The sequence below is a fragment of the Pseudomonas sp. B33.4 genome (assembly GCF_034555375.1).
Lineage (GTDB): Bacteria > Pseudomonadota > Gammaproteobacteria > Pseudomonadales > Pseudomonadaceae > Aquipseudomonas.
The window spans coordinates 5,917,246-5,929,859 of the sequence record NZ_CP140706.1 but is presented as its reverse complement, the minus strand read 5'-3'; the positions used below and the strand labels follow the sequence as shown (position 1 = coordinate 5,929,859).

General features: G+C 60.5%; 10 protein-coding genes. All 10 read left to right on the top strand.

The genetic code is table 11. From position 1 onward, the window contains the following. The first annotated feature begins 2 nt into the window (after positions 1-2). Positions 3-2,396: a PAS domain S-box protein gene (locus tag U6037_RS26315; RefSeq protein ID WP_322845007.1), complete on the top strand. Its 2,394-nt coding sequence runs from the start codon at positions 3-5 to the stop codon at positions 2,394-2,396. Between the two features lie 103 nt (positions 2,397-2,499). Continuing rightward, the gene (locus U6037_RS26310; protein ID WP_064119301.1) at positions 2,500-3,129 is read left to right on the top strand and encodes a response regulator transcription factor; all 630 of its coding nucleotides are present in this window, start codon (positions 2,500-2,502) and stop codon (positions 3,127-3,129) included. A 352-nt stretch (positions 3,130-3,481) separates the two neighbouring features. Beyond that, entirely contained in the window at positions 3,482-4,606 is a 1,125-nt protein-coding gene (locus tag U6037_RS26305) for an ABC transporter ATP-binding protein (protein ID WP_322845006.1), read from the top strand. A gap of 48 nt (positions 4,607-4,654) precedes the next feature. Then, positions 4,655-5,698, top strand: a complete 1,044-nt coding sequence (locus tag U6037_RS26300) for an ABC transporter substrate-binding protein (RefSeq protein WP_322845005.1) — start codon at positions 4,655-4,657, stop codon at positions 5,696-5,698. A gap of 180 nt (positions 5,699-5,878) precedes the next feature. Further along, positions 5,879-7,126, top strand: coding sequence for an ABC transporter permease (locus U6037_RS26295; RefSeq protein WP_322845004.1), 1,248 nt, complete (start codon positions 5,879-5,881; stop codon positions 7,124-7,126). Positions 7,127-7,138: 12 nt separating this feature from the next. After that, a complete protein-coding gene (locus tag U6037_RS26290) occupies positions 7,139-7,963 on the top strand; it encodes an ABC transporter permease (RefSeq protein WP_194935297.1) in 825 nt (274 codons plus the stop codon). Positions 7,964-8,273: 310 nt separating this feature from the next. Further along, on the top strand, positions 8,274-9,422 hold the full coding sequence (locus U6037_RS26285) for an iron-containing alcohol dehydrogenase (protein ID WP_322845003.1): 1,149 nt from the start codon (positions 8,274-8,276) through the stop codon (positions 9,420-9,422). 114 nt (positions 9,423-9,536) lie between these two features. Continuing rightward, a complete protein-coding gene (gene rpe, locus U6037_RS26280) occupies positions 9,537-10,211 on the top strand; it encodes a ribulose-phosphate 3-epimerase (protein ID WP_007918813.1) in 675 nt (224 codons plus the stop codon). Beyond that, positions 10,208-11,026, top strand: a complete 819-nt coding sequence (locus U6037_RS26275) for a phosphoglycolate phosphatase (protein WP_322845002.1) — start codon at positions 10,208-10,210, stop codon at positions 11,024-11,026. The genes rpe and U6037_RS26275 overlap by 4 nt, the downstream gene beginning before the upstream one ends. Before the next feature lie 71 nt (positions 11,027-11,097). Further along, the gene (gene trpE, locus U6037_RS26270; RefSeq protein ID WP_322845001.1) at positions 11,098-12,579 is read left to right on the top strand and encodes an anthranilate synthase component I; all 1,482 of its coding nucleotides are present in this window, start codon (positions 11,098-11,100) and stop codon (positions 12,577-12,579) included. Positions 12,580-12,614 lie beyond the last annotated feature (35 nt).

The following is a 12,614-nucleotide window of genomic DNA, read 5'->3' as shown; positions in this document are numbered from 1 at the left end:
CAATGAAGCGATTTTGCTGCCTGTGGGTTATCGGCTGTTTGTGGTTTCCCTTGATGGGCTGGGCGGCGCCTGCGCCGCCGTCTCATCTCGCGCAGTTGTCGCCGAGCCAGCAGCAATGGCTGGCGCAGCACAATGAATTGCGCGTCGGTCTGGTGTTGCAAGCGCCCTATGCACAATACGACCGGCGCTTGCAGCGGCTGTCCGGGGCCAATGTCGAACTGATGAAGTTGTTGGCCAAGGCGCTCAGTGTTGAACTGAGCTGGCGCAATTTTCAGGACCTCGCACAATTGGAAACCGCGGTGCGCGAGGGCGAGATCGATATCGCTCCGGGCCTCAGTCAAACGCCGAGTGCGCTGCGCCTGTGGCAGTTTTCCGATCCGTACATGCGCGTGCCGCAACTGGTGGTCAGCGATCAGAAGGCCAGTGGCGTGGTCGATCTGGAGAAACTCGACAGCCAGGTTCGTGTTGCTGTGCGCATGCCCAGTACCACCGCCGACTATCTGCGCGGCAACTATCCGCATCTGAACCTGCAAGGCGTGCCGCTCGAGCGTCAGGCCTTGCAGTTGCTGTTGAGTCAACAGGCCGCCTACGCCGTGGTCGATGAAGCGCAACTCGGACGCTTGTCGATAGAGCCGGAGTTCTCGGACCTGGTGGTGGTTGGCGATATTGGCTTGCCACAACTCCTGCGAATCGGCTCACGCCGCGATTGGCCCGAGTTGGCCGACATTGTGCAAAGTGCGCTGCGCGCGATCCCGGCCAAAGATCTCGAGCAATTGCACAACCAATGGCTGCAACCGAAATACCCACGCCTGTCGGAGTCACCGGGTTTTTGGCAGAACCTCAGCCTGTTGTTCGCGGTGATGCTGCTCAGTTGTGTCGCGATCGTGTTCTGGCAACGCCGCCAACAGCACAGCCTCGAACAGCGACTACTGGCGGCCCGGGAAGACATTGCCTTGCGCGCGGCCAGCGAAGAAGCCCTGCGCTTGACCCAATTCTCCATCGATCAAAGTACCGTCGGCATTCTCTGGGTCAATTGGGACAGCCACGTGCGTTACGCCAATCGCGCGGCAGAAATCATGCTCGGGTATCCCTCAGGCGGGTTGATCGAGCGACCGCTGATCGACTTCGAGCCGGGTCTGCACATGGATCGCTGGCTCAATCTGTGGAAGCGCGCGCGGGCCAGTGAAGAAGGGCCATTAAGTTTCGAAACCAGTTGCGTGCGCGCCGATGGCAGTGTTTTGCCGGCGGATGTATCGCTGAGTTTTCTGCGCTTTCGCGACAGCGAATACCTGGTGGTTTACCTCACCGATGTGACCGAGCGACGTCGCGCCTTGGCGGCGTTGCAGGAAAGCGAGGCACGTCTGCAAGGCATTGCGGCGAATGTGCCGGGGTTGGTGTTCCGTCTGGAGCGGGCACCGGTGACCGGGCAGATCGACTTTGCCTATATCAGTGAAGGCAGCGAAAGCCTGGTCGGCTATGCGCCAGCTGCTATCGCCCATCGCGACATGGGTTTGCGCAGCCTGGTGCATCCGGACGACAAGGTCAGTTATCACCGCACTCAAGATCAGGCGCTGGACACTGACAGCGACTGGTCGTGGCAGGGCCGAATCCTCACGCGTCAGGGCGAGCAGCGCTGGGCCGAGATCAAGGCAATCACCCGGCAGCTGGAGGATGGCGCCTACGTGTGGGACGGCATCGTCTGGGACATTACCGAGAGCAAGCGTATCGAGCTTGAGCTGGCGGCATCCCGTGAGCAACTGCGCGAACTGTCGGCTCATCTTGAGAGCGTGCGTGAGGAAGAAAAAGCGCGCATTGCCCGCGAGGTTCACGATGAATTGGGGCAGATGCTCACGGTGCTGAAGCTGGAAACCTCGATGTGCGAACTGGCCTACGCGCAACTCGATCCCGGTCTGAACGAACGGTTGAACAGCATGAAGCGTCTGATCGCCCAGTTGTTTCAGCTGGTGCGCGATGTGGCGACGGCGCTTCGCCCACCGATTCTCGATGCCGGGATTGCGTCGGCAATCGAGTGGCAGGCGCGGCGCTTCGAGGCGCGGACGCAGATTCCGTGTCTGGTGCAGGTGCCGGACAATCTGCCGGTGCTCAGTGATGCCAAGGCGATTGGTCTGTTCCGGATTTTGCAGGAGGCGCTGACCAACGTGATGCGCCATGCTCAGGCGCATACTGTCGAGCTGACGCTGGCGCTGGAGGGCGATGAATTGTGCCTGACGGTCAGTGATGATGGCGTAGGATTTGTCGCCGCTGCCGGTCGGCCGACTTCGTTCGGCTTGGTGGGCATGCGCGAACGGGTGTTGATCATGGGCGGGCGATTGGTGCTGGAGAGTGAGCCGGGGGAGGGCACCAGTCTTAAAGTGTGGGTGCCGCTGGATCGCTAAAAGATCGCAGCCTTCGGCAGCTCCTACAGGGGAATGCGTTCAATGTAGGAGCTGCCGCAGGCTGCGATCTTTTAGCGTCAATGCAAATATCGAGGAGAGGCAAGTGATCCGTGTACTGGTAGCCGAAGACCACACTATCGTCCGCGAGGGCATCAAGCAATTGATTGGCCTGGCCAAGGATCTGCAAGTGGTGGGCGAGGCGAGCAATGGCGAGCAACTGCTCGAAATCCTGCGCAGCCTGCCGTGTGAAGTGGTGCTGCTGGACATTTCCATGCCCGGCGTCAATGGCCTTGAAGCGATTCCACGCATCCGCGCACTGAACAACCCGCCAGCGATTCTGGTGTTGTCGATGCACGACGAAGCGCAGATGGCCGCGCGGGCGCTGAAGGTCGGCGCCGCCGGGTATGCGACCAAGGACAGCGATCCGGCGCTGTTGCTCACTGCCATTCGCAAGGTCGCGGCAGGAGGGCGTTATATCGATCCCGATCTGGCCGATCGCATGGTCTTTGAAGTTGGTCTGACCGATGCACGACCGCTGCATTCGTTGCTGTCGGAGCGCGAGTTCTCGGTGTTCGAGCGTCTGGCCCAAGGCGCCAATGTCAACGACATCGCCCAGCAACTGGCGCTGAGCAGCAAGACCATCAGCACCCACAAGGCGCGGCTGATGCAAAAGCTCAACATCACCTCGCTGGCCGAACTGGTCAAATACGCGATGGAACACAAACTCCTCTAAAGAGCACCGCGATCGAAATTGTAGGAGTGAGCCTGCTCGCGATAGCGGTGGATCATTCACTGCTTTGTTGGCTGATCCACCGCTATCGCGAGCAGGCTCACTCCTACAGGGGATCTCCATAGCGCCAGAAATTTCGGGCATATCTGTTAGCGACAGGCGCTTTTGTTTGTTCTTGCAGCTTGCAGCTCAACCCTCGCCACTGCTTTATCCATTAGCGCCATCCTTGTAGGGCAATCCCTACCCCCAACCTTCCATCCGGCTGAGGCGATTCTCTCCTGCGCCCCGATTTGCGCGCCTGTCAGCAACCACTAGGCTTAATCCACAAGCAGTCATCAACAACAAAGGTGTGGGTATGAGCCAGGTCGATACAAACGCAGGGGCCAGTGATGTGCTGGTCAGCTTTCGTGGAGTGCAGAAGAGCTACGACGGCGAGAACCTGATCGTCAAAGACCTCAACCTGGACATTCGCAAAGGCGAATTCCTCACCCTGCTCGGGCCATCCGGCTCCGGCAAGACCACCAGCCTGATGATGCTCGCCGGTTTCGAAACACCGACCGCTGGCGAGATTCTGCTGGCCGGGCGTTCGATCAACAACGTGCCGCCACACAAACGTGACATCGGCATGGTATTCCAGAACTACGCACTGTTCCCGCACATGACCGTGGCGGAAAACCTCGCGTTTCCGCTGACCGTGCGCGGTCTGAACAAAAGCGACGTCAGCGACCGCGTGAAGAAAGTCCTCAGCATGGTCCAGCTCGACGCGTTCGCTTCGCGCTACCCGGCGCAATTGTCTGGTGGTCAGCAGCAACGTGTGGCGCTGGCCCGCGCGCTGGTGTTCGAACCGCAACTGGTGCTGATGGACGAACCGCTCGGCGCCCTCGACAAACAGCTGCGTGAACACATGCAGATGGAAATCAAACACCTGCACCAGCGCCTCGGCGTGACCGTGGTCTACGTGACCCACGATCAGGGTGAAGCGCTGACCATGTCTGACCGCGTCGCCGTCTTCCACCAAGGCGAGATCCAGCAGATCGCCCCGCCGCGAACCCTTTACGAAGAACCAAAAAACACCTTCGTCGCCAACTTCATCGGTGAAAACAACCGCCTCAATGGCCGCCTGCTCAGCCAGAGCGGCGAGCGCTGTGTGGTCGAGTTGGGCCGCGGCGAGAAGGTCGAGGCGCTGGCGGTCAATGTCGGCCAGACCGGCGAACCGGTGACTTTGTCGATCCGTCCGGAGCGCGTCAGCCTCAACGGTTCGAGCCATCAATGCGTTAACCGCTTCTCAGGGAGGGTGGCGGAATTCATCTATCTGGGCGACCACGTCCGGGTGCGCCTGGAAGTCTGTGGCAAGACCGACTTCTTCGTGAAACAACCGATTGCCGAGCTCGATCCTGCGCTCGCCGTCGGTGACGTGGTTCCGCTTGGCTGGCAGGTCGAGCACGTACGCGCGCTTGATCCTCTTCTAGAGGCGAACTGATCGCCCCGGCAATACCAACACCAACCCTGCACGTGGAGAGAACAATAAATGTTGAGATCCCTGAAGTTCACCGCCCTGACCCTGGGCCTGATGGGTGCGGCAAGCGCAATGGCCGCTGGCCCGGATTTGACCGTGGTGTCGTTTGGCGGGGCGAACAAGGCGGCGCAAGTCAAAGCCTTCTACGCACCGTGGGAAGCGGCGGGCAACGGCAAGATCGTCGCTGGCGAGTACAACGGCGAGATGGCCAAGGTCAAAGCCATGGTCGATACCAAGAGCGTGTCGTGGGATCTGGTGGAAGTTGAATCGCCAGAGCTGTCCCGTGGTTGCGACGAAGACATGTTCGAACAACTCGACCCGGCGCTGTTCGGCAAAACCGAAGATTACGTCAAAGGCGCGATTCAGCCGTGCGGCGTGGGCTTCTTCGTTTGGTCGACCGTGCTGGCCTACAACGCCGACAAGCTGAAAACCGCGCCAACCAGCTGGGCCGATTTCTGGGACACCAAGAAATTCCCGGGCAAGCGTGGCCTGCGCAAAGGCGCCAAGTACACCCTCGAATTCGCTTTGATGGCCGATGGTGTGGCGCCGAAAGACGTCTACAAAGAACTGGCGAGCAAGGGTGGCCAGGATCGCGCGTTCAAGAAACTTGATGAGCTGAAGCCGAACATCCAGTGGTGGGAAGCCGGCGCACAACCGCCGCAATACCTCGCTTCCGGTGACGTGGTGATGAGCTCGGCCTACAACGGTCGGATCGCGGCGGTGCAGAAAGAATCCAATCTGAAAGTGGTGTGGAACGGCGGCATCTACGACTTCGACGCCTGGGCGATCCCGAAAGGTCTCGACGCCAAGCGTGCGGAAGCGGCGAAGAAGTTCATCGCCTTCTCGGTACAGCCGCAGCAGCAGAAGACCTACTCGGAAAACATCGCCTACGGCCCGGCCAACACCCAGGCCGTGCCGCTGCTGGCCAAGGATGTCCTCAAAGACATGCCAACCACCCCGGAAAACATCGCCAACCAGGTGCAGATTGACGTCAGCTTCTGGGCTGACAACGGCGAGCAACTGGAGCAGCGCTTCAACTCCTGGGCTGCGAAGTAATCCTTCGCCCGGTAGGAGCTGCCGCAGGCTGCGATCTTTTGACTTTGCCTTTCAAGATCAAGAGATCGCAGCCTCGTTGCACTCGACAGCTCCTACAGGTGCGATGTGTTTTTTGTGTGTTGATGTAATGCGGTATCGCTATGTGTGATGCCGCCCATCCAAAGATTTGCGGAGTACGTCATGGCCATCGCCGTTCCCCTGAACGAGGGCAACAGCCCCACCTTGAAGCAGAAGCTCAAGCGCGCCGAGCGGGTCAACCGCTGGAAGGCTCAAGCGCTGATTGCGCCGCTGGTGCTGTTTCTGCTGCTGGTGTTTCTGGTGCCGATCGTGGCGCTGCTCTACAAAAGCGTCGGCAACCCCGAAGTGGTCGGCGGCATGCCGCGCACCGTGGCGGCCATCGCCAGTTGGGACGGCCGTGGCCTGCCCGCTGAACCGGTCTACAAAGCGGCCGGCGAAGACCTCGCCGAAGCGCGCAAAAACCAAACGCTGGGCGATCTGTCCAAACGCTTGAACATGGAGTTGGCCGGCTATCGCAGCCTGTTGACCAAAACCGCCCGGGCGCTGCCTTTCTCCAGCGAACCGGCCTCCTATAAAGAAGCCCTGGAAGGTCTCGACGAACGTTGGGGCGACCCGGCCTACTGGCAAGCGGTCAAACGCAACACCAGCAGCATCACCCCGTATTACCTGCTGGCGGCCGTCGATCACCGCATCGACGACCTCGGCGAAATCGCCCCGGCCACCCCGGATCAAGCGATCTACCTCGACATCTTCGCCCGCACGTTCTGGATGGGCCTGGTCATCACCGTGATCTGCCTGCTGCTGGCTTATCCGTTGGCCTACCTGCTGGCGAACCTGCCATCGCGGCAAAGCAACCTGCTGATGATTCTGGTACTGCTGCCGTTCTGGACCTCGATTCTGGTGCGCGTCGCCGCATGGATCGTGCTGCTGCAATCGGGCGGGCTGATCAACAGTGGTCTGATGGCCATGGGCGTCATCGATAAACCGCTGGAGCTGGTGTTCAACCGCACCGGCGTGTACATCTCGATGGTGCACATCCTGCTGCCGTTCATGATCCTGCCGATCTACAGCGTGATGAAAGGCATCTCGCCGACCTATATGCGCGCCGCAATTTCCCTCGGCTGCCACCCGTTCGCCAGTTTCTGGCGGGTGTACTTCCCGCAGACCTACGCCGGTGTCGGCGCCGGTTGCCTGTTGGTGTTCATCCTCGCCATCGGCTACTACATCACCCCGGCGCTGCTCGGCAGCCCGAACGATCAAATGGTCAGCTACTTCGTCGCCTTCTACACCAACACCAGCATCAACTGGGGCATGGCCACCGCACTCGGCGGGCTATTGCTGCTGGCGACCGTGGTGCTTTATCTGATTTACAGCTGGCTGGTGGGCGCCAGTCGCCTGCGCCTGAGCTAAGGGGAATTCGAGATGCTGAGTCCTTATATGTCGCCCATCGAACGGGTGTGGTTCTACAGCCTGCGGATTCTCTGCGGCCTGATTCTGTTGTTCCTGATTCTGCCGGTGCTGGTGATCATCCCGCTGTCGTTCAACTCGGGCAGTTTTCTGGTCTATCCGCTGCAAGGCTTCTCGCTGCACTGGTATCAGGATTTCTTCGCCTCGGCGGAATGGATGCGTGCGCTGAAGAACAGCATCATCGTTGCTCCGGCGGCGACGGTGCTGGCGATGGTCTTCGGTACGCTGGCGGCGATTGGCCTGACCCGTGGCGACTTCCCTGGCAAATCGCTGGTGATGGCGCTGGTGATTTCGCCGATGGTGGTGCCGGTGGTGATCATCGGTGTGGCGAGTTATCTGTTCTTCGCGCCGTTGGGTTTGGGCAACAGCTTCTTCTCGCTGATCGTCGTGCATGCGGTGTTGGGTGTGCCGTTTGTGATCATCACCGTGTCGGCAACATTGCAGGGCTTTAACCACAACCTGGTGCGGGCGGCGGCGAGTCTCGGTGCATCGCCACTGACGGCGTTCCGCCGGGTGACCTTGCCGCTGATTGCGCCGGGGGTGATTTCCGGGGCGCTGTTTGCCTTTGCGACTTCGTTTGATGAGGTGGTGGTGACGTTGTTTCTCGCCGGGCCTGAGCAGGCGACGTTGCCTCGGCAGATGTTCAGCGGGATTCGCGAGAACTTGAGTCCGACGATTGCTGCTGCGGCTACTTTGCTGATTGCCTTCTCCGTGATCCTGCTGCTGACCCTGGAATGGTTGCGCGGACGCAGCGAAAAACTGCGGACTGCTCAGGTTTAAGGGCCAGATCAAAAGCTTACCCCCTCACCCCAGCCCTCTCCCCCAAGGGGGCGAGGGGGAAGGGAGCAGATCGTTGTGCTTTTCAAAACCTGAGTTCGACTCGGTATCGCATGTCGGTGTACCTCTTCCATCCACCGCGGTCAGTCCCCTCTCCCTCTGGGAGAGGGCTAGGGTCAGTCCCCTCTCCCTCCGGGAGAGGGCTAGGGTGAGGGGCTTTTGCTTTTGATCATTCATGACCTGAATAGCAGACAACCCCAAATCCCCAGCTAATCTTGTGCCCAGCTCCCACATCTATAAGAGGCTGCGCACGATGAGTCTGTCCCAGTTCAAAATCGCTCACAAACTGATCACCGGCGCCGCCGCCATCGAGCAACTGGCCGCCGAACTCTCGCGCCTGGACATCGACAACCCCCTGATCGTCACCGACGCCGCGCTGGTCAAGTCCGGCACTGTCGAGTTGGCGCTGTGCCAATTGGGCGGGCGCGAGTACGAAATTTTCGATCGCGTGCTGCCCGACCCGGAAATCGCCATCGTCGAGGACTGCATGCGCGTCTACCGCGAGGGCGGGCATGACGGCTTGATCGGCCTCGGTGGCGGCAGTGCCATCGACATCGCCAAAAGTGTCGCTGCCTACGCTGGCTACCACGGCGCGCTGGAAGATCTGTTCGGTGTCGACCAAGTGCCGCGCAAGGGCCCGCCGCTGATCGCCATCCCGACCACCGCCGGCACCGGTTCCGAAGTGACCAACGTAGCGATCCTCTCGGACAAAGTCGCGCAGTTGAAGAAAGGCATCGTCAGCGACTTTCTATTACCGGACGTGGCGCTGGTCAGCCCGCAAATGACCCTGACCTGCCCGCGCAGTGTCACCGCCGCCAGTGGCGTCGACGCGCTGGTGCACGCCATCGAATCCTATCTGTCGGTCAACGCCTCGCCGATCACCGACTCGCTGGCGCTCGGCGCGATCAGATTGATCGCCAAGGCCCTGCCCAAGGCCTATGCCAACGGCGCCAACCTGCAAGCGCGCGAAGACATGGCCACCGCCAGCCTGATGGCCGGCATGGCGTTCGGTAATGCCGGGGTCGGCGCAGTGCATGCGCTGGCGTATCCGCTGGGCGGGCGCTTCAATATTGCCCATGGTGTGAGCAATGCGTTGCTGCTGCCGTATGTCATGACCTGGAACAAGATGGCCTGCGTCGAACGCATGCAGGATATCGCCGAAGCCATGGGGGTGCAGACCGCTCATCTAAGTGCAACCGAGGCGGCGGACAAAGCCGTGCAGGCGATGACCGACTTATGCGCGGCTGTGGAAATTCCTGCCGGCCTGCGCAGTTTCGGTGTCCCGGAAGAGGCGATCCCGGCGATGGCCGTGGAAGCGGCGGGCATCGAGCGGCTGATGCGTAATAACCCGCGCAAACTCAGTGCCGTCGATATCGAGAAGATCTACCGCGCGGCTTACTGAGTCAGCGCCGGTCATCGGTCATGGCACAACCCAATCATCGCGGTCACGGTGCGCGCTTGGAAACTTGAGGTATACAATGCGCGCCATCGTGATTTAGCTCAGAAAAGGTGCGTCATGCAGCCCTTCGTAATTGCTCCGTCGATTCTCTCCGCCGACTTCGCCCGCCTCGGCGAGGAAGTAGACAACGTTCTCGCCGCTGGCGCCGACTTCGTCCACTTCGACGTCATGGACAACCACTATGTGCCAAACCTGACCATCGGCCCGATGGTCTGCGCCGCGTTGCGCAAGTACGGCGTCACCGCGCCGATCGACGCGCACCTGATGGTCAGCCCGGTGGATCGTATCGTCGGCGACTTCATCGAAGCCGGCGCGACCTACATCACCTTCCACCCGGAAGCCACACTGCACGTTGATCGCTCACTGCAACTGATCCGTGAAGGCGGCTGCAAATCCGGTCTGGTGTTCAACCCGGCGACCCCGCTGGACGTGCTCAAGTACGTGATCGACAAGGTCGACATGGTCTTGCTGATGAGCGTCAACCCGGGCTTCGGCGGGCAGAAGTTCATCCCCGGCACCCTCGACAAACTGCGTGAAGCGCGGGCGATCATTGATGCTTCGGGCCGTGACATCCGTCTGGAAATCGACGGCGGCGTCAACGTCAACAACATCCGTGAAATTGCGGCTGCTGGCGCGGACACCTTTGTTGCCGGCTCGGCAATCTTCAATGCGCCTAACTATCAGGAAGTCATCGACAAGATGCGTTCCGAACTGGCGCTGGCGCGCCCATGAGCGGGTTTGAGCAGCTGTTCCCGGGAAAACTGCCACGGCTGGTGATGTTCGATCTGGATGGCACGCTGATCGACTCGGTTCCGGACCTGGCAGCAGCGGTGGACAACATGCTGCTCTCCCTCGGTCGCCAGCCTGCCGGTGTCGAATCGGTACGCGAGTGGGTCGGCAACGGCGCGCCAGTTCTGGTGCGCCGCGCTTTGGCCGGTGGTATCGATCATGCGGCGGTGGATGACGTCGAGGCCGAGCATGCGCTGGAAGTGTTCATGGAGGCTTACGGCGCCAGCCATGAGCTGACCGTGGTCTACCCTGGCGTGCGCGACACCCTCAAGTGGCTGCACAAGCAAGGCGTGGCCATGGCGCTGATCACCAACAAGCCGGAGCGCTTCGTCGCGCCGCTGCTGGATCAGATGAAGATCGGCCGCTACTTCAAGTGGATCATCGGCGGCGATACCTTGCCGCAGAAGAAGCCTGACCCGGCCGCGCTGTTTTTCGTAATGAAAATGGCCAACATCCCGGCCTCGCAATCGCTGTTCGTCGGCGACTCGCGCAGCGACGTGCTGGCGGCGAAAGCGGCGGGGGTCAAGTGCGTGGCCCTGAGTTACGGCTACAACCACGGCCGACCGATTGCAGAAGAATCGCCGGCCTTGGTGATCGACGATCTGCGCAAGCTAATTCCCGGTTGCCTCGGTACGGCCGCTGGGATAACGTTGCCCGACGCTGTTCAATCCCATTCTGGAAACGCCATCGTGGTGGTCACTCGCAAACTCTGGATGAAAGTCATCAAGGCCCTGGCCCGCTGGCGTTGGCGCGCCTGACTTGTTCCTGGCCGGCCTGCCGGCGCGTTTGCATACCTGACTGATTTGCCCCTCACACCACGAGGCACCTTATGATCCGCGAAGAATTCCTGCGCTTGGCTGCTGACGGCTACAACCGCATTCCGTTGGCCTGTGAAACCTTGGCCGACTTCGACACGCCGCTGTCGATCTACCTGAAACTGGCCGACCAGCCAAACTCCTACCTGCTCGAATCGGTGCAGGGCGGCGAGAAGTGGGGCCGTTACTCGATCATCGGTCTGCCATGCCGCACGGTCATGCGCGTTCACGATCATCACGTCAGCGTCACCGTTGATGGCGTTGAAACCGAAAGCCACGATGTTGAAGACCCGTTGGCCTTCGTCGAAACCTTCAAGGCTCGCTATAACGTGCCGACCATTGCCGGTCTGCCGCGTTTCAACGGTGGTCTGGTCGGTTACTTCGGTTACGACTGCGTGCGTTATGTCGAGAAGCGCTTGGGCAAGTGCCCGAACCCGGATCCACTGGGCGTGCCGGACATTTTGCTGATGGTTTCTGACGCCGTTGTGGTGTTCGACAACCTCGCCGGCAAGATGCACGCGATCGTGCTGGCCGACCCCGCGCAGGCGGATGCCTTCGAACAAGGTCAGGCGCAATTGCAGGCGTTGCTCGAGAAACTACGCCAGCCGATCACTCCGCGCCGAGGCTTGGATTTCAGCAAACAGCAAGCGGCTGATCCGGTGTTCCGTTCCAGTTTCACTCAGGACGATTACGAAAAAGCCGTCGACACCATCAAGGAATACATCCTTGCCGGTGACTGCATGCAGGTTGTGCCGTCGCAGCGCATGTCGATCGACTTCAAGGCTGCACCGATCGATCTGTATCGCGCGCTGCGTTGCTTCAACCCGACGCCGTACATGTATTTCTTCAACTTCGGCGACTTCCACGTCGTCGGCAGTTCGCCGGAAGTGCTGGTGCGGGTTGAAGACAACCTGATCACCGTGCGCCCGATTGCCGGCACTCGCCCTCGTGGCGCGACCGAAGAAGCGGACGTGGCGCTGGAAGAAGACCTGCTGTCGGACGACAAGGAGATTGCCGAGCACTTGATGCTGATTGACCTCGGTCGTAACGACACCGGTCGCGTTTCGGAAATCGGTTCGGTGAAGCTCACCGAGAAAATGGTCATCGAGCGTTATTCCAACGTGATGCACATCGTCTCCAACGTCACCGGCCAGTTGAAACAAGGGCTGACGGCGATGGACGCACTGCGGGCGATTCTGCCGGCGGGCACCTTGTCCGGTGCGCCGAAGATTCGCGCGATGGAAATCATCGACGAACTGGAACCGGTCAAGCGTGGCGTCTACGGCGGTGCGGTCGGTTACTTTGCCTGGAACGGCAACATGGACACCGCGATTGCCATTCGCACCGCGGTGATCAAGAACGGCGAACTGCACGTGCAGGCCGGTGGTGGCATCGTTGCCGACTCAGTGCCGGCGCTGGAATGGGAAGAAACCCTGAACAAGCGCCGCGCGATGTTCCGCGCCGTGGCCCTGGCCGAACAAACCCCGGAAAGCTGAGCCAACACAAAACCCTGTGGGAGCGAGCCTGCTCG